The 20,348-nt window shown below is 64.9% G+C and carries 21 protein-coding genes and 1 tRNA gene; 11 read left to right on the top strand and 11 right to left on the bottom strand.

The annotated features are described in order from the left end of the window. Positions 1-140: 140 nt before the first annotated feature. Complete coding sequence (locus tag FG99_RS08345; RefSeq protein WP_009613271.1) at positions 141-590, bottom strand: DMT family transporter; 450 nt, start codon at positions 588-590, stop codon at positions 141-143. A gap of 89 nt (positions 591-679) precedes the next feature. Here FG99_RS08345 and FG99_RS08350 point away from each other — a divergent pair, with 89 nt between their 5' ends. After that, positions 680-1,114 (top strand): SRPBCC family protein, encoded by a 435-nt coding sequence (locus FG99_RS08350; RefSeq protein WP_043268754.1) that lies wholly within the window; start codon positions 680-682, stop codon positions 1,112-1,114. Positions 1,115-1,360: 246 nt separating this feature from the next. On the opposite strand, the gene FG99_RS08355 is transcribed toward FG99_RS08350, so the two are convergent. The 3 genes from FG99_RS08355 to FG99_RS08365 all read right to left on the bottom strand — a co-directional run bounded on the left by FG99_RS08355 (position 1,361) and on the right by FG99_RS08365 (position 4,308). Then, the gene (locus tag FG99_RS08355; RefSeq protein WP_009613269.1) at positions 1,361-1,648 is read right to left on the bottom strand and encodes a HigA family addiction module antitoxin; all 288 of its coding nucleotides are present in this window, start codon (positions 1,646-1,648) and stop codon (positions 1,361-1,363) included. Positions 1,649-1,662: 14 nt separating this feature from the next. Further along, positions 1,663-1,941, bottom strand: a complete 279-nt coding sequence (locus tag FG99_RS08360; protein ID WP_043268756.1) for a type II toxin-antitoxin system RelE/ParE family toxin — start codon at positions 1,939-1,941, stop codon at positions 1,663-1,665. A gap of 339 nt (positions 1,942-2,280) precedes the next feature. Further along, the gene (locus FG99_RS08365) at positions 2,281-4,308 is read right to left on the bottom strand and encodes an NADPH-dependent 2,4-dienoyl-CoA reductase (protein ID WP_043268758.1); all 2,028 of its coding nucleotides are present in this window, start codon (positions 4,306-4,308) and stop codon (positions 2,281-2,283) included. 198 nt (positions 4,309-4,506) lie between these two features. On the opposite strand from FG99_RS08365, the gene FG99_RS08370 reads away from it, so the two are divergent. From FG99_RS08370 to FG99_RS08415, 9 genes are all read left to right on the top strand, one after another. Then, complete coding sequence (locus FG99_RS08370; protein ID WP_009613266.1) at positions 4,507-4,701, top strand: hypothetical protein; 195 nt, start codon at positions 4,507-4,509, stop codon at positions 4,699-4,701. 170 nt (positions 4,702-4,871) lie between these two features. Continuing rightward, a complete protein-coding gene (gene fdnG / locus FG99_RS08380) occupies positions 4,872-7,967 on the top strand; it encodes a formate dehydrogenase-N subunit alpha (RefSeq protein WP_156060054.1) in 3,096 nt (1,031 codons plus the stop codon). Further along, on the top strand, positions 7,964-8,896 hold the full coding sequence (gene fdxH / locus FG99_RS08385) for a formate dehydrogenase subunit beta (RefSeq protein WP_043268763.1): 933 nt from the start codon (positions 7,964-7,966) through the stop codon (positions 8,894-8,896). Before fdnG ends, fdxH begins: the two co-directional genes overlap by 4 nt. An 81-nt stretch (positions 8,897-8,977) precedes the next feature. Beyond that, positions 8,978-9,604 (top strand): formate dehydrogenase subunit gamma, encoded by a 627-nt coding sequence (locus FG99_RS08390; RefSeq protein WP_043268765.1) that lies wholly within the window; start codon positions 8,978-8,980, stop codon positions 9,602-9,604. Positions 9,605-9,789: 185 nt separating this feature from the next. Beyond that, positions 9,790-10,722: a formate dehydrogenase accessory protein FdhE gene (gene fdhE / locus FG99_RS08395; protein ID WP_043268766.1), complete on the top strand. Its 933-nt coding sequence runs from the start codon at positions 9,790-9,792 to the stop codon at positions 10,720-10,722. Between the two features lie 95 nt (positions 10,723-10,817). Beyond that, positions 10,818-12,224: an L-seryl-tRNA(Sec) selenium transferase gene (selA, locus tag FG99_RS08400; protein WP_043268768.1), complete on the top strand. Its 1,407-nt coding sequence runs from the start codon at positions 10,818-10,820 to the stop codon at positions 12,222-12,224. Further along, positions 12,221-14,152 carry a selenocysteine-specific translation elongation factor gene (selB, locus tag FG99_RS08405; protein ID WP_043268770.1) on the top strand — a complete coding sequence of 644 codons (1,932 nt, stop codon included), beginning with the start codon at positions 12,221-12,223 and terminating at the stop codon, positions 14,150-14,152. The genes selA and selB overlap by 4 nt, the downstream gene beginning before the upstream one ends. A gap of 336 nt (positions 14,153-14,488) precedes the next feature. Further along, positions 14,489-14,887: an uS10 family ribosomal protein gene (locus FG99_RS08410; protein WP_135499953.1), complete on the top strand. Its 399-nt coding sequence runs from the start codon at positions 14,489-14,491 to the stop codon at positions 14,885-14,887. A gap of 139 nt (positions 14,888-15,026) precedes the next feature. Next, positions 15,027-15,122: transfer RNA gene (locus FG99_RS08415), tRNA-Sec, on the top strand. 37 nt (positions 15,123-15,159) lie between these two features. Here FG99_RS08415 and FG99_RS08420 read toward each other — a convergent pair. After that, positions 15,160-15,417, bottom strand: coding sequence for a hypothetical protein (locus FG99_RS08420; RefSeq protein ID WP_043268774.1), 258 nt, complete (start codon positions 15,415-15,417; stop codon positions 15,160-15,162). A gap of 173 nt (positions 15,418-15,590) precedes the next feature. Here FG99_RS08420 and FG99_RS08425 point away from each other — a divergent pair, with 173 nt between their 5' ends. Next, the gene (locus FG99_RS08425) at positions 15,591-15,830 is read left to right on the top strand and encodes a hypothetical protein (RefSeq protein ID WP_043268776.1); all 240 of its coding nucleotides are present in this window, start codon (positions 15,591-15,593) and stop codon (positions 15,828-15,830) included. Between the two features lie 328 nt (positions 15,831-16,158). Here the strand turns inward: FG99_RS08425 and FG99_RS31990 are convergent, their stop codons facing one another. The 6 genes from FG99_RS31990 to FG99_RS08445 form a co-directional block, all read right to left on the bottom strand. Further along, positions 16,159-16,773, bottom strand: coding sequence for a hypothetical protein (locus FG99_RS31990; protein ID WP_141766219.1), 615 nt, complete (start codon positions 16,771-16,773; stop codon positions 16,159-16,161). A 3-nt stretch (positions 16,774-16,776) separates the two neighbouring features. Then, positions 16,777-17,853 (bottom strand): GmrSD restriction endonuclease domain-containing protein, encoded by a 1,077-nt coding sequence (locus FG99_RS31150; RefSeq protein ID WP_218187145.1) that lies wholly within the window; start codon positions 17,851-17,853, stop codon positions 16,777-16,779. A gap of 320 nt (positions 17,854-18,173) precedes the next feature. Beyond that, positions 18,174-18,503, bottom strand: a complete 330-nt coding sequence (locus FG99_RS08435) for an excalibur calcium-binding domain-containing protein (RefSeq protein ID WP_043268778.1) — start codon at positions 18,501-18,503, stop codon at positions 18,174-18,176. A gap of 134 nt (positions 18,504-18,637) precedes the next feature. Further along, positions 18,638-19,234: a GrpB family protein gene (locus FG99_RS08440; RefSeq protein WP_043268780.1), complete on the bottom strand. Its 597-nt coding sequence runs from the start codon at positions 19,232-19,234 to the stop codon at positions 18,638-18,640. Between the two features lie 64 nt (positions 19,235-19,298). Continuing rightward, a complete protein-coding gene (locus FG99_RS31995) occupies positions 19,299-19,475 on the bottom strand; it encodes a hypothetical protein (protein WP_156060055.1) in 177 nt (58 codons plus the stop codon). A gap of 150 nt (positions 19,476-19,625) precedes the next feature. Further along, positions 19,626-20,300: a M15 family metallopeptidase gene (locus tag FG99_RS08445; RefSeq protein ID WP_043268782.1), complete on the bottom strand. Its 675-nt coding sequence runs from the start codon at positions 20,298-20,300 to the stop codon at positions 19,626-19,628. Positions 20,301-20,348 lie beyond the last annotated feature (48 nt).

Below are 20,348 nucleotides of genomic sequence, written 5' to 3' on the forward strand. Positions count from 1 at the left end.
GCCGGGTCCGCTGTCGGGCCGGAGTCGTATGGAAAGTCGGCGGATGCAGCACCTGGGCGAACCCTTTCCGCGGACCGGTGGCGTGGTGGACGCCGCCGCCCGACTATAGCGGCGGCGCCCGCGCCGGGCAATGCCGGCGCTCAGCCCTTGCGGATCAGCCAGATGCCCACGCCGATGGCGGCGATGCCGGCGAGCTTCAGGGCGCTGATGGGGTTCTCCCTGAAGCCGGCCCAGCCGAAGTGGTCGAGGGCCATGGCCATGCCCAGCTGGCCGGCCAGCACCAGCACCATGAACAGCAGGGCGCCGACCCGCGGCGCGGCGAAGGCGGCGATGAAGATGAAGAACATGCCGAGGAAGCCGCCGCACCAATGCCACCAGTGCAGCGAGCGCAGTGCCGGCACGCCGGGGAACTCGCGGTTGGCGAGGGTCAGCACCAGCAGGCCGAGGGTGCCGACGAAGAAGGAGATCAGCGCGGCGGCCAGCACGCTGGACACCTGCTTGGCCAACTGGCCGTTGATGCCCGCCTGCAGCGGCAGGCAGGTACCGGCGATCAGCGGCAGGACGAACATCCACCAGGGTGGCGTGGGCATGGGGGACTCCTTGGCAGTCGAAGCGAAAAGGACAGCCGGCTAGTATGCACCAGACCGGAGCAGCGCTCCCGCTTCCCAGGAGAGAAACCATGGGCACCTCCGCTTCCCGCACCCTGGCCGTGCGCATCGAGCGCCCCTGGCAGGTGGCCTACGACTTCCTCGCCGAACCGCGCAACTTCCCGCGCTGGGCCTCGGGCCTGTGCAGCGCCATCGAACCGCTGGGCGCCGACCACTGGCTGGCGCAGACGCCCCAGGGGCCGCTGCGGGTGCGCTTCTCGCCGCGCAACCCGTTCGGCGTGCTGGACCACGACGTGCTGCCCGAAGACGCCCCGCCCATCCACATCCCCCTGCGCCTGGTCGCCAACGGCGACGGCTGCGAACTGCAGCTGACCCTGCTGCGCCAGCCGGCGATGGACGACGCCGCCTTCGAGCGCGACGCGCAGTGGGTGGAGAAGGACTTGCGGGCGATCAAGGCGTTGCTGGAGTCGGAGGAGCTGCCTTGGACGATGGGGTTTTCGCCGTGAAGTTCGGGGCGGGCGCTTCGAGGTTGAACGCGGAGCGTGTTTGGGGCCAAGGTCAGGCGGCGTATAACCGCGAACGGTTATACGCCCTACGCCACTTGTAGGCGCCACGGCTTTTAGTAGCCTGTAAGATGGGTTGAGCGAAGCGATACCCATCACCGTGACCGCATGGGTTTCGCAGGCTCAACCCATCCTACGAAATGCACCTGGTGCAGCCGGCAGATAATTGTTCCTACGGGGTTTCCCTCTTTACGCCACCGCCTGCAGCCGGGGGATCGGTGGATGGGGTTGCTGGCTGACCTGCCAGAGGTCGTAGGCGGCTTGCATCGCCAGCCAGTGCCGGGCGCTGGACAGGCCGGCCTGTTCCAGGCGCCAGGCCAGGTCGGCGCTGATGGGCGCGCGGCCATGCAGCACCTTGGACAGGTGCGGCCGGCTGAAACCCAGGTGCGTGGCCAGCGCAGTGACCGACAGGCACAGGGCCGGCAAAACATCCTCGCGCAGGATTTCGCCCGGGTGGGGTGGGTTGTGCATCGCCATGGCGAGCCCTCCGCTCAGTGGTAGTCGAGGTAGTCCAGCAGTTCCGCGTCGGTGTCTTCGAAGCGGAAGATCACCCGCCAGTTGCCGGAGACGCTGACGGACCAGTAGCCCCGCAGCGTGCCTTTCAGCCCGTGCAGGCGATAACCGGGCAGGTCCATTTCCCTGGGGTCCTTGGCGGCATCCAGGGCAGCAAGGATGCGCAGCAGCCTGGACACATGGTCAGCCCTGACGCCGCGATGATCCCCATGCAGGTATAGGGCACGCAGGCCCTTGTGGCGGAAGCTCCTGATCATCGCCGGACTGTAATCTAACAGATTACAGCTTCCTGAGCCGAGATGCTTGTAGGATGGCGCCGCTTCTCGTAGGAGCGAGCTTGCTCGCGAACGGGGGTTGCCGGGTGTATTGGCATTACGCTGACCTCCGTTCCCTCTCCCCAGCCCTCTCCCTGAAGGGAGAGGGGGCTTGTCCGTGCCGAGGGAAGGCAAGGTTTCCGTCGGAAGCTTTCGGTGTTGCCGGCTGACTCCAGAACAGCCAAGCGCGCCGAACGGTCCCCTCTCCCTGAAGGGAGAGGGTTAGGGAGAGGGCGCTCTTCGGAACCGCACCAAGCCCCCCCCCCAACGAAACACCCCCCCTCACAACCGCGCCCCCAACTCCGCCCCCTCCCTGATCGCCCGCTTGGCATCCAGCTCCCGCGCCAGGCGGGCGCCGCCGATGATGTGGTGGCGCAGGTTCTCCGCGGCCTGGGTGGGTTGCAGTTCCAGCAGCGGCTCCTGGCCGGCGCAGATCACCACGTTGTCCACCGCCAGGCACTGCTCGCGGCCGTCCACGCGGATGTGCAGGCCGGCGTCGTCGATGCGCAGGTATTCCACGCCGCCCAGCATCCGCACCTGGTGGTGCCTCAGGTGAGCGCGGTGGACCCAGCCGCTGGTCTTGCCCAGGCCGGCCCCGGGCGTGCCCGGTTTGCGCTGCAGCAGCCAGAGCTGGCGTTTCGGCGTGATCGGCGTGGGCCTGCGCAGCCCGCCGGGCGTGCTGTTGTCCAGGTCGATGCCCCATTCGCCCAGCCACTGGCCCAGCGGCTGCGGGCCTTCGCGTTCGGCGAGCAGGAAGCTGGCGACGTCGAAGCCGATGCCGCCGGCGCCGATCAGTGCCACCTTCCGGCCCACCGGTGCGCCGTTCAGCACGTCCAGGTAGCCGAGCACTTTGGGATGCTCGATGCCCGGCAGCTGCAGCCGGCGCGGGCGGATGCCGGTGGCGACTATCACCTCGTCGAACTGCCCCTGCAGTTCGCCTCGGGCGATGCGCCGGTTCAAGTGCAGGTCCACGCCCAGCTCGGCCAGGCGCACGGCGAAGTAGCGCAGGGTTTCGCCGAACTCTTCCTTGCCGGGGATGCGCCGGGCCAGGTTGAACTGCCCGCCGATCGCGCCGCCGGCCTCGAACAGGCTGACGCGGTGGCCGCGCTCGGCCGCCACGCAGGCCGCCGAGAGTCCGGCGGGGCCAGCGCCAATCACCGCGATGCGCTTGGGCTGGCGCGCCTTGCGGTAGCGCAGCTCGGTCTCGTGGGCGGCGCGCGGGTTGACCAGGCAGCTGGCGCGGCGGTTGGCGAAGGCGTGGTCGAGGCAGGCCTGGTTGCAGGCGATGCAGGTGTTGATGCGCCCGGGCTGGCCGGCGGCGGCCTTCTGCACGAACTGCGGATCGGCCAGCAGCGGCCGGGCCAGGGACACCAGGTCGGCCTGGCCGCTGGCGAGCAGCGCTTCGGCCAGTTCCGGGGTGTTGATGCGGTTGCTGGCGATGAGCGGAATGCGCAGTTCGCGGCGCAGGCGCGCGGTCACCTCGGCGAAGGCCGCGCGCGGCACCGAGGTGACGATGGTCGGCACCCGCGACTCGTGCCAGCCGAAGCCGCTGTTGAGCACATCCACGCCGGCCTCCTGCAGCGCCAGCGCCACCTGGCGTACCTCGTCCCAGGTATTGCCGCCTTCCACCAGGTCGAGCAGCGACAGACGGAAGCCGATGACGAAGCGCCCGCCCGCCGCGCGGCGGATGCGCCGGACGATCTCCAGCGCCAGGCGCATGCGGTTCTCCAGGCTGCCGCCCCAGCGGTCCTGGCGGCGGTTGCCGCGCGGGCAGAGGAACTGGTTCAGCAGGTAGCCCTCGCTGCCCATGATCTCCACCCCGTCGTAGCCGGCGGCGCGGGCCAGGCGCGCGCAGCGGCCGAAGGCGGCGATGGTACGGGCGATGCCGCGCTCGGACAGCTCGCGCGGGGCGAACCAGCTGATCGGCGACTTGAGCGGCGAGGCCGAAACCACCAGCGGGTGATAGCCGTAGCGCCCGGCGTGGAGGATCTGCAGCAGGATGCGCCCGCCCTCGGCGTGCACCGCCTGGGTCAGGCGGCGGTGCGCCGGCACCTGCAGGCTGCCGGTCAGGTCGCTGCCCAGCGGCAGCAGCCAGCCCTCGCGGTTGGGCGCGAAGCCGCCGGTGATGATCAGCCCCACGCCGCCGCGGGCGCGCTCGCGGTAGTAGGCGGCGAGCTTGCCGAAGTCCCACAGGCGGTCCTCCAGGCCGGTGTGCATGGAGCCCATGACCACGCGGTTGCGCAGCTGCAGCGGGCCGATCCGCAGCGGGGCGAGCAGGTGAGGGTAGGGGCTGGCGTCGGTGGCGTGCATGCTGGCTTCGTCGGCAGGGCGATGAGCGCACCATAGGAAGTTGCGCGGCGCCGGTGAACGGCCCGGCTGACGGCTGCGCCGGGCATTTGGGCCAAGCCGCCGCGGCTTGACAGCTGGCGCAGCGGGCACACACTGGAACGGTGGGGCGGCAGCTTTCGCCGCCCCCGGTTCCCTGACCGGCTTCCTCGGGAGGTTGTCATGAACGGCACAAGAAGAAAGCACCTGCGGCACTACCGCCACTATCTGCTAGCCGCGCTGCTGGGCCTGTTCCTGCTGGGCCTGCACGAGAGCGTCAACCAGGACCTGCAGCCCTCCTGCCTGGGCGACGACGGCCAACTGATCTGTTCCTACCCCTCGCGTACCGATTTGCAGGTACTGCTTTATTTCCGCTGAGCTGGCCTGCGTGGGCTGACCTGGGTCAGGGAAGCGTCTCGGCCTTTTCAGGCAGAGTGCTCGGCCGCGCCTGCTGGCGCTGCCTGGCGCAATGCGCCAGGTTGGCTATCTTTTAAACAGAGGCGCCTGGCCAGGTACTGGGCGCCCTTTGCCTGATCAGGAGACGCACGATGGATATGAACCGTCGGCAATTCTTCAAGGTCGCCGCCGTCGGCCTTGGAGGATCAAGCCTTGCGGCCCTCGGCATGACGCCCCCGGAGGCCTTTGCCGAACAGATCCGCCACTTCAAGCTCGAACGCACCACCGAGACGCGCAACACCTGCACCTATTGCTCGGTAGGCTGCGGCATCCTCATGTACAGCCAGGGCGACGCGGCCAAGAACGTCACCCAGAACATCATCCACATCGAGGGCGACGGCGACCACCCGGTCAACCGCGGCACCCTCTGCCCGAAAGGCGCGGGCCTGCTGGACTTCGTCCACAGCCCCAACCGCCTGAAGTACCCGCAGATCCGCGAGCCCGGCTCCAGCGAGTGGAAGCGCATCGAATGGGACGAGGCGCTGGACCGCATCGCCCGGTTGATGAAGGACGACCGCGACGCCAACTTCATCGAGAAGAACGAGCAGGGCCAGACGGTGAACCGCTGGCTGACCACCGGCTTCCTGGCCGCCTCGGCGTCTTCCAACGAAGCGGGCTACATCACCCACAAGGTGGTGCGTTCCCTCGGCATCCTGGGGTTCGATAACCAAGCGCGTGTCTGACACGGCCCGACGGTGGCAAGTCTTGCCCCGACGTTTGGCCGTGGAGCCATGACCAACCACTGGACCGACATCAAGAATGCCGATCTGATCCTCATCATGGGCGGCAACGCGGCCGAGGCGCACCCCTGCGGCTTCAAATGGGTGACCGAGGCCAAGGCGCACAACAAGGCGCGCCTGCTGGTGGTGGACCCGCGCTTCACCCGCTCGGCCTCGGTGGCCGACTACTACGCGCCCATCCGCACGGGGACGGACATCGCCTTCCTCGGCGGCCTGATCAGCTACCTGATCGAGAACGGCAAGTACCAGAAGGAGTACGTCGAGCACTACACCGACGCCGCCTTTATCGTGCAGGAAGGCTTCGGCTTCGAGGACGGCCTGTTCAACGGCTACGACGCCGAGAAGCGCAGCTACCCGGACAAGTCCGCGTGGAACTACGAGCGCGGCGAGGACGGCTTCGCCAAGGTCGACCCCACGCTGCAGCACCCGCGCTGCGTGTTCAACCTGATGCGCCAGCACTACAGCCGCTACACGCCGGACGTGGTCAGCAACATCTGCGGCACGCCCAAGGACATGATGCTCAAGATCTGGGCCGAGATCGCCGAGACCTCGGCGCCCGGCAAGGCCATGACCATCATGTACGCCCTGGGCTGGACGCAGCACTCGGTGGGCGCGCAGATGATCCGCACCGGCGCCATGGTGCAGCTGCTGCTGGGCAACATCGGTATGCCCGGCGGCGGCATCAACGCCCTGCGCGGCCACTCCAACATCCAGGGCCTGACCGACCTGGGGCTGCTCTCCAACCTGCTGCCGGGCTACCTGACCCTGGCCATGGACGCCGAGCAGGACTACGCCGCCTACATCGCCAAGCGCACCAGCAAGCCGCTGCGCCCGGGGCAACTGTCCTACTGGCAGAACTACGGCAAGTTCCACGTCAGCCTGATGAAGTCCTGGTTCGGCAAGGCCGCCACGGCCGAGAACAACTGGTGCTACGACTGGCTGCCCAAGCTCGACATGCCCGGCGCCGGCTACGACGTGCTGCGGGTGTTCGACATGATGTACCAGGGCAAGGTCAACGGGTACTTCTGCCAGGGCTTCAACCCCATCGCCTCGTTCCCCAACAAGGCCAAGGTCGGCGCCGCGCTGGCCAAGCTCAAGTGGCTGGTGATCATGGACCCGCTGGCCACCGAGACCTCGGAGTTCTGGCGCAACGCCGGCGACTTCAACGACGTCGACACCAAGGCCATCCAGACCACGGTGATCCGCCTGCCCACCACCTGCTTCGCCGAGGAGGACGGCTCCATCGTCAACTCCGGGCGCTGGCTGCAGTGGCACTGGAAGGGCGGCGAACCGCCGGGCCAGGCACGGCCGGACATCGCCATCATGGCCGGGCTGTTCCACCGCCTGCGCACGCTGTACGCGAAGGAGGGCGGCAAGTTCCCCGACGCCATCCTCGGCCTCGACTGGCCCTACCAGCGCCCGGACGACCCCAGCCCCGAGGAGCTGGCCAAGGAGTACAACGGCAAGGCCCTGGCCGACCTGGTGGACCCGAAGAACGGCATGGTCCTGGCCAAGGCCGGCGAGCAGTTGCCCGGCTTCGCCCTGCTGCGCGACGACGGCAGCACCGCCAGCGGCTGCTGGATCTTCGCCGGTTCCTGGACGCAGCAGGGCAACCAGATGGCCCGCCGCGACAACGCCGACCCCTACGCCATGGGCCAGACTCTCGGCTGGGCCTGGGCCTGGCCGGCCAACCGGCGCATCCTCTACAACCGCGCCTCGGCCGACCTTGCCGGCAAGCCGTGGGACCCGGTGAAGAAACGCCTGGTGTGGTGGAACGGCAAGGCCTGGGGCGGCACCGACGTGCCCGACTACAAGCCCGACGTGCCGCCGGAAGCGGGCATGAACCCGTTCATCATGAACCCCGAGGGGGTGGCGCGCTTCTTCGCCGTGGACAAGATGGCCGAAGGGCCCTTCCCCGAGCACTACGAGCCGTTCGAGACGCCCATCGGCATCAACCCGCTGCACAGGGACAACCCCAAGGCCACCAGCAACCCGGCCGCGCGGGTGTTCAAGAACGACATGGAAGTCTTCGGCAAGGCCGACGAGTTCCCCTACGCGGCCACCACCTACCGCCTCACCGAGCACTTCCACTTCTGGACCAAGCATTGCCGGCTGAACGCGATCACCCAGCCGGAGCAGTTCGTGGAAATCGGCGAGGTACTGGCCAAGGAACTGGGGATCGCTGCCGGCGACCGCGTGAAGGTCTCCTCCAACCGCGGCTACATCAAGGCCGTGGCGGTGGTGACCAAGCGCATCCGCCCGCTGCAGGTCGACGGCAAGACCGTGCACCACGTCGGCATCCCGCTGCACTGGGGCTTCGCCGGGGTGGCGCGCAACGGCTACCTGACCAACACCCTGACGCCCTTCGTCGGCGACGGGAACACGCAGACGCCGGAGTTCAAGTCGTTCCTGGTCAACGTCGAGAAAATCAGCGGAGGTGAGGCATGAGCACGCAAGACATCAGTGCCCGTTCGGCCACCACCACGCCGATGCCCTCGGTGCGCAACCAGCAGGAAGTGGCCAAGCTCATCGACGTGTCCAAGTGCATCGGCTGCAAGGCCTGCCAGGTGGCCTGCTCGGAATGGAACGAGCTGCGCGACGAGGTGGGCCACAACCACGGGGTGTACGACAACCCGCTGGACCTGACGGCCGACTCCTGGACGGTGATGCGCTTCACCGAGCACGAGAACCCGGCCGGCAACCTCGAATGGCTGATCCGCAAGGACGGCTGCATGCACTGCGCCGAGCCGGGCTGCCTGAAGGCCTGCCCGAGCCCGGGGGCGATCGTGAAATACGCCAACGGCATCGTCGACTTCAACCAGGACCACTGCATCGGCTGCGGCTACTGCATCACCGGCTGCCCGTTCAACATCCCGCGCATCTCGCAGAAGGACCACAAGGCCTACAAGTGCACCCTGTGTTCCGACCGCGTGAGCGTGGGCATGGAGCCGGCCTGCGTGAAGACCTGCCCCACCGGCGCCATCGTCTTCGGCACCAAGGACGCCATGAAGGAGCACGCCGCCGAACGCATCGAGGACCTCAAGTCGCGCGGCTTCGAGCACGCCGGCCTGTACGACCCCGAAGGCGTCGGCGGCACCCACGTGATGTACGTGCTGCACCACAACGACCAGCCCTCGCTGTACGCCGGCCTGCCCGACAAGCCGGCCATCAGCCCGCTGGTCAGCCTGTGGAAGGGCATCACCAAGCCGCTGGGCCTGCTGGCCATGGGCGCGGTGGTGCTCGCCGGGTTCTTCCACTACACCCGCATCGGCCCCAACCGCACGGAAGAGGACGAGCAGCCGGGGCCGGACCCGGAGGCGCCGGTACACAAGGTCGACCCTTCGGTGCACCGCTATGACCCGCGCGACCCGCGTTGAGCCCATGCACCGAACAGCCCCCTCTCCCGTCGGGGAGAGGGATGGGGAGAGGGCGCTCGTCGGCCCTCAGAGGAGCCCAGCATGAAAAAAGACATCCAACGCTATACCGCCAACGAGCGCAGCAACCACTGGCTGGTGGCGATCTTCTTCATCCTCGCCGGCCTGTCGGGGCTGGCGCTGTTCCACCCGGCGCTGTTCTGGCTCAGCAGCCTGTTCGGCGGCGGGCCCTGGACGCGCATCCTGCACCCCTTCCTGGGGCTGGCGATGTTCGTGTTCTTCCTCGGCCTGGTGCTGCGCTTCGCCCACCACAACCTGCTCGACCGCAGCGACGTGCAATGGCTGAAGCAGTGGCGCGACGTGGTCGGCAACCACGAGGAGAACCTCCCCGCGGTGGGCCGCTACAACGCCGGGCAGAAGCTGCTGTTCTGGACCCTGCTGCTGTGCATGCTGGTGTTGCTGGTGACCGGCCTGGTGATCTGGCGCCAGTACTTCAGCGCCTGGTTCGGCATCGAGGTCATCCGCCTGTCCGCGCTGCTGCACGCCTTCGCCGCCTTCGTGCTGATCAGCAGCATCATCGTGCACATCTACGCCGGCATCTGGGTCAAGGGCTCCATGGGCGCGATGCTCTATGGTTGGGTCAGCCGCGCCTGGGCCCGCAAGCACCACGCCGCCTGGCTGAAAAGCGTGGACAAGGGCGAGGGCCACTGAGCGGGCCCACACCCCCCGTAGGATGGCGTTGAGCGCAGCGATACCCATCAATGGGACGAGCACAGTAATCCAACCCATGCACCGAACAATCCCCTCTCCCTTCAGGGAGAGGGCCAGGGAGAGGGAAAGGCGGCTGATCCAGACGATTCGCCCCATCCCTGAAACCACCGACCAAGGAGTCCTGCGTGCCAGGCCAAATCCTCGAACCCGGCCAGATCGAAGCCGCCGCCAACATCCCCCCCTTCCTCAAGCTGCCCTCGCCGCAGCTCTTCGCCCTGCGTGGCCAGCGCCTGCGCCAGCTCGCCGAAGGCCACCCCCTGGGCGACTACCTGAACCTGCTGGCCGAACTCTGCGACATCCAGCAGCACCTGCTCGACAACCCGCCACCGCTGCCCATGCCCGACGAAGCCGCCCTGCGCCGCAGCGTCGAGCACGGCATGCCGCCGCTGGGCTTCGAAGTGCTGGTGCGCGAAGGCGCCTGGCTGGCGCTGCTCGACCCGCTGCTGCAGGCCTTCGCCACCAGCCCCGCCAGCCCCATCGCCGATGCCCTGCAACAACTGCGCAAGGCCGACGCCGGCCAGCACAAGGCCTGGGCCCTGGCCCTGCTCAACGGCCAGTTCGACCTGCTGCCGGCGGCCCTGGTGCCTTTCCTCGGCGCCACCCTGCAGGTCGCCTTCAGCCACTGGCTGCTGCGCCTGCCCGAAGGCCTGCTCAGCGAGCGCGAGGAACAGACCCTGTGCCCGGCCTGCGGCTCGCCGCCGGTGGCCGGCGTCATCCACAACCGCGGCAAGTACAACGGCCTGCGCTACCTGGCCTGCTCGCTGTGCTCCTGCCAGTGGCACTACGTGCGCATCAAGTGCAGCCACTGCCGGCAGAGCAAGGGCCTGTTCTACCTGTCCCAGCAGAGCGACAGCCGCGAGGTCATCCACGCCCCGCTGCGCGCCGAGGTCTGCCCCAACTGCCAGGCCTACCTCAAGCAGTGCTACCTGGAACACGACGAAGCCGCCGAGCCCCAGGCCGACGACCTCGCCAGCCTGGCCCTGGACATCCGCCTGGCCGAGGAAGGCTACCTGCGCAGCGCGCCCAACCTGCTGCTGTCCCCCGGCGACGCAGACTGACCTAGACTGCATCCAGACCCCCGTAGGATGGGTTGAGGAGCCCGCGACGATACCCATCGCCTCCCCAACCCTCGAAGCACCAGACAGGACCGCGCATGACCTCCGCCCGCCTGCCCTCCATCGACCGCCTGCTGCGCAGCCCGGCCTGCGCACCCCTGCAACAGCGCTACGGCCGCGAAGCCCTGCTCGGCACCCTGCGCGACCTGCTCGACGAACTGCGCGAGCCGGCCCGCCACGGCCAGCTCGCCGCCGTGGAACTGAGCGAAGCGGTGCTCGCCGGCCGCGCCGGCGAACGCCTGGCCGCGCACCACGCCAGCCGCGTGCGCCGGGTGTTCAACCTCACCGGCACCGTGCTGCACACCAACCTCGGCCGCGCCCTGCTGCCGGACGAAGCCATCGAAGCCATCACAATGGCCGCGCGCTACCCGCTGAACCTGGAATTCGACCTGGCCAGCGGCAAGCGCGGCGACCGCGACGACCTCATCACCGGGCTGATCCGCGAACTGACCGGCGCCGAGGCGGTCACCGTGGTCAACAACAACGCCGCCGCCGTGCTGCTGGCGCTCAACAGCCTGGGCGCGCGCAAGGAAGGCATCATCTCCCGCGGCGAACTGATCGAGATCGGCGGCGCCTTCCGCATCCCCGACATCATGGCCCGCGCCGGGGTGAAACTGGTCGAGGTCGGCACCACCAACCGTACCCACGCCAAGGACTACGAAGCCGCCATCGGCCCGCGCTCGGGCCTGCTCATGCGCGTGCACACCAGCAACTACAGCGTGCAGGGCTTCACCGCCAGCGTCGCCACCCGCGACCTCGCCGGCATCGCCCACGCCCACGGCCTGCCGCTGCTGGAAGACCTGGGCAGCGGCACCCTGGTGGACCTGACGCGCTGGGGCCTGCCCAAGGAACCGACTGTGCAGGAAGCCCTGAAGGACGGCGCCGACATCGTCACCTTCAGCGGCGACAAACTCCTCGGCGGCCCCCAGGCCGGGCTCATCCTCGGCAGCAGGGAACTCATCGGGCGGATCAAGAAGAACCCGCTCAAGCGCGCCCTGCGCGTGGACAAGCTGACCCTCGCCGCACTGGAAGCCGTGCTCGGCCTGTACCGCGACCCCGATCGCCTGGCCGAACGCCTCACCACCCTGCGCCTGCTCAGCCGCCCGCAGGTCGTCATCCAGGCCCAGGCCGCGCGCCTGGCGCCGCTGCTCGCCGCGCAATTGGGCGCCGGCTGGGCGGTAAGCGCGGAAGCCGCCCTGGGCATGATCGGCAGCGGCGCCCAGCCGGTGGCGCGCCTGCCCAGCGCCGCCCTGGCGCTGCGCCCGCAAAGCAACAAACGCCTGCGCGGCCGCGCCCTGCGCGAACTGGAAGAACGCCTGCGCGGCCTACCCATCCCGGTGCTCGGGCGCATCGACGACGACACCCTGTGGCTCGACCTGCGCCAGCTCGACGACGAGGTCGCCTTCCTCGCGCAACTGCCGCTGCTGGCGGAGGGCGAGGCTTGATCGTCGGCACCGCCGGGCACATCGACCACGGCAAGACCGCCCTGCTGCGCGCGCTCACCGGCGTGGAAGGCGACCGCCGCCCGGCCGAGCGCGAACGCGGCATCACCATCGACCTGGGCTACGTCTACGCCGACCTCGGCGACGGCGCGCTGACCGGCTTCATCGACGTGCCCGGCCACGAGCGCTTCGTCCACAACATGCTGGCCGGCGCCAGCGGCATCGACCTGGTGCTGCTGGTGGTGGCCGCCGACGACGGCGTGATGCCGCAGACCCGCGAGCACCTGGCCATCGTCGAACTGCTCGGCATCCCCCGCGCCCTGGTGGCCCTGAGCAAGGCCGACCGAGTCAGCCCGCAGCGCCTGGCCGAGGCCCGCGCCGAAGTGGAAAGCCTATTGGCGCAGGGGCCGCTGGCCGGCGCGCCGATCTACCCGGTTTCCAGCGTCACGGGGGAGGGCGTAGATGCTTTGCGCCAGGCCCTGGCCACGGCTGCCCGCGAGGTCCGTGAGCGTTCCAGCCAGGGCGGCTTCCGCCTGGCCGTGGACCGCGCCTTCAGCGTCAGCGGCGCCGGCCTGGTGGTCACTGGAACGGCCTTCTCCGGCAGCGTGAAGGTGGGCGACGAACTCCAGCTGGGCAACGCCGGCCGCCCGGTGCGTGTGCGCGGCCTGCACGCCCAGAACCGCGCCGCCGAACAGGCCCACGCCGGCCAGCGGGTGGCGGTCAACATCGCCGGCGAACGCCTGGGCCCGGACCAGGTGAAACGCGGCGACTGGCTGCTGGCGCCGGAACTGCACGCGCCCACCACCCGCATCGACATCGACCTGCAACTGCTTCCCGGCGAACCCCGCGCCCTGGTCCACTGGACGCCGCTGCACGTGCACCTGGGCGCCCAGGACGTGACCGGCCGCGTCGCCCTGCTGGAAGACGAACGCCTGGCGCCGGGCGAACGGGCCTTCGCGCAGCTTGTGCTGAACGCTCCCGTGCAAACCGTGCACGGCGACCGCCTGGTGCTGCGCGACCAATCCGCCCAACGCACCCTCGGCGGCGGCCGCGTGCTCGACCCCTTCGCCCCGGCCCGCAACCGCCGCAGCCCCGAGCGCCTGGCACAACTCCAGGCCCTGCGCGGCGAAGGCCTGGAACAGGCCCTGCCGGTGCTGTTGCAACACGCCGACAACGGCCTGGACCCCAAACTGCTGGCCCGCCAATTCAACCGCCCCCGGGCAAGCTGGCAACTGCCCGCCGAACTGCTGGAAATCCCCACCCGCGGTGGCCCGCGCCTGTTCACCGCCGAACGCTGGCATGCCCTGGGCGAACAGCTGCTGCAAGCCCTGGCCCGCTTCCACGCCGAACAACCCGACGAACTCGGCCCCGACCGCGACCGCCTGCGCCGCTACGCCTTCGCGCAACTGGAACGCCCGATCTTCATCGCCCTGCTGGAACAGGCCCTGGCCAGCAAAACCGTGGAAAGCAGCGGCCCCTGGCTGCACCTGCCGGACCACCGCGTACAACTGGGCGCCGAAGACGAAGCCCTGCGCGAACGCATCCGCCCCCTGCTGCAAGCCGGCGCCTACGACCCCCCCTGGACCCGCGACCTGGCCCGCGAACTGCAAGTCGACGAAGCCGCCATGCGCCTGCTGCTACGCAAACTCGCCCGCCTCGGCCAACTGCACCAGGTGGTGAAAGACCTGTTCTACCCCGACGAAACCCTCCGCCAACTGGCCCGACAAGCCCTGCAACTCCACACCGAACAAGGCCTGATCCGCGCCGCCGCCTTCCGCGACCGCATCGGCATAGGCCGCAAGCGCAGCATCCAGCTACTGGAATACTTCGACCGCATCGGCTTTACCCGGCGGTTCGGCAATGAGAGAAGGGTTCGGGAGGATTCGGCGTTGGCACTCGGGGCAGGCGTCAATGCAGAGCGAACTGCCTGAGTGCCGCCATCATGGTGATCACCAAGACTGCAGGCCAATGGCGGCAAGGCAGGTCTGATTGCTCAAAAAAGCAGCAGCGCTTACCATGGTGAGCATTGCAATCCCCGTTTCAGGAGGGATTTTATGGTGATGCACCTTGTTGGCCGGCCCGCGGCCAAACCTACCGGCAAGCCCAAGCCCAGGACCAAGAAAGGCGCGCGTGATCCGCTCGCGGTCGTGGAACAGGCCGCGCGTGCCGGGGACGCCCAATATCAATACTTTGTCGAGACCGGGAAGCTTCCGGACTCTAAGTGAGGTTGCGTGTCGATTGCGCGAGTCTTCGTAACCGACAGCTTCATGAACCTCCCCGCCTGGCACGACCTGTACGTCGATTTCTACAACCTGAAGGTCTGCGATATTCATCCGTCCCATTGGGGGCGTGATGCCTCTCTTTGGCAGGTGCCTTTCGGCCATGTCCAGTTGACCGATAGCCGAGTGGTCCTGCTGCGCTGGAGCAAAATCGGCGATCCCTTCAAACGCACCGTGAAAGACAGCGAGTCCGAGCATGACCTGTGGCTGCTCTATGCGCAGGACCTCCCGGAAAACCGTTATTTGATGCTGTCCGTATTCGGCCCTCATGCGCATAAGGACTCGCGCTTCCAAAGCTACATCCGCACATTGAAAGTGGATATAGTCGATCCCTGGCTGGATGGCAGGCTTCATTGCTTCGAGCCGCCGGAAGACTATGAGCCGTGATTGAAATGGCCGTTGCTCTTGATGGAAGAAACGGCATCGCTGTTCTGGGCGGTGATGCGTCCAGGAATTTTCGACACTTCTTCGACACTCCGCCGGAGTCGGCAACGGAAGCTGGCGAAAAAGCCTTGTAGATCAATATGGAAGGCAATCACGCCCGGTGGCGTGGCCGGGCTTCAAACCCGGTGGGGGACGGCAGCCGTTCCTGGGTGAGTTCGACTCTCACTGCCTTCCGCCACTTCCCTCCGATTATTCTGTCTTCGCTGCGATAACTTTCAGGTTTCGCTGGCTGGCGTCTCGTCGTCGATTACCTGCAGTCTGTGGATATCGCTCCATAACAATTCTTCCGGAAAGCGCTGCGGCTCAGCCGGATTGCGCACCAGAAAGTACGGGGGCTCATCCTCCACGGTCAGGGCCACCCCGACGACGCGACCGCGATAGCTTTCAAGATACGGCGCGTCTTTCAAGGTCAGGTCCGCTTGGATGGTCTTGCCCAGCAGTGCGAGGGCGGTGGAGGTGTCGAAATGGGGCATTGGTGTCTCCTTCCGTGATGGAAACTCAGGGGCAGGAACAAGCCGATCCTGGGCAGCAGTCTTCCAGTTCAACGCCTGTTCCGTCAGTATTCATCGGACTTGGGATCGCGATGATTTATGGATTATTTCCATAAATCTGCGCTTATGGCAATACTCCATAACGGAATTTTTTAATGGCGCAAGGCATGGCCGATAGAGCGCTGCTCTTGCTGGAGCAGACGAGTCTGAAGGATTTGGCTGAGGTGAACAGCAAGGACTACGTGCGCTGGCAGAGCATCAAGCGGGGAAGGGCACGCATTGGTGCTGAGGAGTTGGAGCGGCTTGGGGAGCTTTATCCGCAGTATCGGTGGTGGTTGCTGACTGGAGAGAGCTTACCTGTTGCCGGACAGCTCAGTCCTGATGATGAGGTTTAAATTAACTTGGATTTCTGTGCGCTAAGTTATAGGAAAGGGGCAGGACTCTACATGTCCCTCAAGAAATAGAGTAGGGAAAGTAAATTTGTCCATATTTAGTCCTGCGGCAGAGTCAACGTGATATACGTGGCGCTGAAATAATAAATATGGTGCTGTATTATTTTGAGGCTATTAGTCGTGACGAGATGACGGAGTGGGAGTCTGTAGCAAAAACAAGTCTGAAGTGTCGGCAGGCCTTGCTAAGGGGACTGTTTATTATACAGGAATTCCAAAATTCGACGAGCGCCGGTTTGGTGCTCGTCGAGAAGGTAGGATGCGCGCTGAGAGTTTAGCTCGTCAGATCAAAATATAAGGCGAGTCCGTCGACCAAGTCTTTTGCAGAGGCGAACTCAGCGCTAGGTGCGTTAATGGTCGTAGAGTGTCTTATGCTTTGATGTGCAACGTCGCCTCGTTTTTTTCCGTAGCTGTTAAGGCTTGCTGAAAGAGTCGAGTCGATTTCGTCTGCTGTCTTCCCGGCGAAAACAGACAAGGCATTAAATGATCCTTCCTTGATGCCATTGTTTTCTTTGATAATGCCTTTCGCAGTTCCGATCAAGCTTGAGATATGGCCTTTAAAAGCCGTTGCGTCAAATACATTTGACGGGTCAAGTGGACGGTTTACTATAGTTGCTATATAAAATAACTCTGGGAAAACTCGAGACGATCCAGTTGCCGATATTAATAGTTTGGTGTTTATTTTGTCTAGATTTTCTTTCGCCTTGCGCTCCAAGAAGTCTTCAAACTCCGCGTGCATTAGGAGTCTGAATGCAGCGATACTATCCAGGTCAGGCGAGAACGTAGTTGGATTAGCTGTTTCAGCCTTAATCTGATCATCTAAGAATTTAGCCCGAAGATCAGTAAGCCTTGTTTCTAGGTGAGCAAAGTGGGCACATGGGGTTGGCATAGGTTAAACGATCCTATGCGCAACTTTATCGAAAGCTTTTCCCAGACAGGCAGCCAGTTGCTCGCCCCAAAGGTCAACGCGCTGGAAAGTCGCCGTAACCGTTTTAGGTGTTTTCTCAATGGAGTCTTTAAAAGCTTGAACTTGGCAAACTGCCTTAAAGGCGTCGACCACTTCTGTTTGACGAGCAATTGCTTCGGCCGCTACGTCTGGTTGCGCAAAGAAGCGGGATATGCAGTCAAATACCGCGCGGTTTATAACGCGCTCGTATTTATCGCCAATCCACTTCTTGAATGCATCTTGACCAAATATTTTGTGTGCTGCGTCAAGAGCAGTGTCTAGTCGTTGGAAGATATCTTTTATCTGCGGGGATCTGTTATCCCAGTCATCTTCGAAGTAGCGAGTGTTGTTATCGAGAAATTCTTTGAAGTCACCTCGATAATCGGCTAAGGAGCGGTCATACGCAACAAATCGTAGAACCAATTCCGAATCTCTCATTCGTTTGTCCAAGCCATCTCCAAATACGGCTTTGAACGGAGTGCTACCTAGCATGTAGTCGTCGATGGCGCTAATGAGATTGCCGCCAATCAATGCTTTGCGAAGTTCTTGCGGGGAGAGTGGCAAGCTGCCACTATTTAGGCGGAAGAAGGTGACGTAGAGGAAGTTTTCGTCCTTCCAGTTTCGAATAACGCTCGACCTAATGGTTGCGTTTTCTAAGTGTTCGCGATCTTCTTGAGGCAGGTCATTGAATGCCTTCGAATTAAGATCGGGTCGCATGTCAAGGCCTTTAAGCTTGTATGTGCCTTGCATGTATTCGCTCACCGCAACAAGTCGCTGCTTACCGTCGATAACGATAAACTTTCCGCGCGAGTCTTTGTTCTCTGCAAGAACAATGTTTGGTACGGGGAGTCCTACAATAATTGACTCAATGAGTCGGCTCTTTCTTTCGTCGTCCCAAGCGACTCGACGCTGAAAACCGGGTTGCAGATCAATATTGCCCTTCTGGATTTGGAGATTAATTGTCTCAATAGTCCAGTCAGCATTAAGAACTACGGCATCTTTGAATGATACCGGTGCGGAAATGTCATCCTAGTTTTCCTGTTGGTCATCGGGGATTAGTTCGAATTCAGCCATCTCAATTCCCTGTGTGTAGCCGCAAAAATGATGATTTTTTGCCATCTTACCCGATGTCTAGGAGTAGATACACAAGTATGGTGAAGGCTGGTGTCGAACGTTGCTGACGTCTACCATACATGGAGAGCAGAACGTGGCTGAAGGTACCGGTTTTTCTGGAATTGACTAAAAAATGCCATCAACGACTACGGCAAAGAACGAGTTCGACTCCCACTGCTTTTCCACCACTTCTCCTTCAGCCCCAACTGCTCTATTCCCGGAGCGGACTGTTACATCCTGCACCACTGCTCCTCGCAGGGAATCCCATCGCCGTCCCCATCCATCTTCATCCCCGGACAACTGCGCAGAAACGCCTTGGCCTCGGCGCAGGAGGTCATTTGCGAGCAGTACTTGCGGCCATCGCAGCGAACATCGAGAGCAGGGCTGGCGGGTGTGGTGTTTGCCGCCGGCGGCATCAGGTCGGTGGTCGGTTCGTCGGTATCTTCCGCGACGCTCATCGGAGCTGGCTTTGAGCGGGAGAAATGGTTCTGCCAGGACGGGTTGTCCATGTACTGCCAGGCGAGCAGGGCGAGGGCGATCAGCAGAATCCATTTCTTCATGAGGTTCACCGAGTCCTGGGGGATGGGCGGATTCTAGTGGCGAACCCGCAGGCATTGCACTGCGTAGGATGGCGTTGAGCGCCAGCGATGCCCATCACCGTGACCGCATGGGTATCGCTGGCGCTCAACCCATCCTACGTCCTGGCTCCCTGTACCGATCCACCTGAGTCGCGGCCCTCTTGCAGGGCCTTGCCCAGTATCCGGGCCACCAGCTCGTCCTTGCCTTGCGTGTAGGCCTCGCGGTCGGTGGGGAAGCGTTCTGCCAGTTGTTCCTTGAGGCGTTGGTATTCCGCCGTGTCCTGCGGATGGTTGCGCAGCCAGTTGCGGAAGATCAGGTGGCGGTCGGCGTCGGCCAGGTTCATGACGTGGACGTGGTGGGTTCTGCCCTGGCCCCGGGGTGGCTTGCCCTTGACGAAGAACATCCGCTGCGGCGCCGGGTTGTCGCGCCAGTATTGGTAGCCGAGGGCTTCCAGCGGGGCGACCAGGCTTTGCCAATCGGCGTCGGGCGGGGGCAGCAGGAGGATGTCGATGATCGGCTTGGCCTTCAGGCCGGGCACCGCCGTGCTGCCGAAGTGTTCGATCTTCAGGCCGGGCAGGGCCAGGGCGCTGGCGATGGCGCCGGCTTCCTCGGCGAAGCGCCGGGGCCAGTCCGGGTTGGCTTCGGCCAGTTCGATGCGGTCGGCTTCGGCGTTGCTCCGGCGTTGGCCGTCGAAGGTGGGGGGCTGGGTCATGAGATGTCCTGGCTGAGGGGCTGTCGTTCGACGTTCGGGCCGGTGCGCAGGTTCATCGTCGTTGTTAGGGCTTCTTCCTCTGTTCCTTGATTCGGTTGCGCAGGTGCTCGAAGAAGGCCGCATCGGCGTGCTCTGTGGGAGCGGATTCGGCGCCGGCCAGAAGGCGGTTTCGCAAGCGATGGCGGTCTTGCGTCCTTTGATCGCTGGCGTGTGGGTTGGTCTGGTGGTCGACGGTACTCATGGGTCTTCCCGTTTGCAGGTTTTGGCTGAACCTATTCCTGAGGGGGCGGGTTGGCCATGCTCTTGGGAGCGAGCTCGCGAACCGCCTCAACTCCGCAATCAGCGGATAACACGTTCGCGAGCAAGCTCGCTCCTACGAAAAGCTGGCAGGCTATTTCACGGGGAAGTCGAAGGCGGTGTTGGGATACGGCTCCTGCTTCAGCGTGTAGTGCCACCACTCGTTGGCGTAGGGTTCGAAGCCGTGGCGTTGCATGGCGCTGCGCAGGGTTTCGCGGTTGCGCGTCTGTTGCACGCTGATCAGGTTGGTGCCGTGGTGGGAGATGGGGCCGAAGAAGTCGAAGTGGCTGCCCATGTCCAGTTCCTGGCCGGTATTGGCGTCGACCAGGGTGAGGTCCACGGTGCTGCCGCGGCAGTGGGCGGATTTCTTGGCGATGTAGCCGTCGCGGAACAGCGCCGCCTTGTCCAGGTGCGGGTAGTAGCGCTCCTTGGTGCGGGTGTCGGCCAGGTCCGCGGCCCAGCGCTGGAAGTGGGCCACGGCGCGTTGCGGGCGGTAGCCGTCGAAGAGTTTCAGTTGCAGGCCGCTGAGGGCGACGTCGCGCTCCACTTCGGCCAGGGCCGTGGCCGCTTCCTTCGTGAGGATCACCCGTGGGCTTTCGTAGCCGTCGATGCGGCTGCCGACGAAGTTGTCGCCGCTGTAGTAGCGCGCTTCGTAATGGGCGTGCTGCAGCACCTGGTCGAGGTAGACGAAGCCGGGTTGCGCGGGCTGGTCGGCGTGGGCGCCGAGGCTGGCCAGCAGCAGGAGCAGGGCGAGGGCGTGGCGGAGCATCCGGCCTCCCGGGCGTGGGGTTTCTTTCACCCTAGCAGCCATTTCCTG

The sequence above is a fragment of the Pseudomonas sp. AAC genome (assembly GCF_000725445.1).
Classification (GTDB): domain Bacteria; phylum Pseudomonadota; class Gammaproteobacteria; order Pseudomonadales; family Pseudomonadaceae; genus Pseudomonas; species Pseudomonas citronellolis.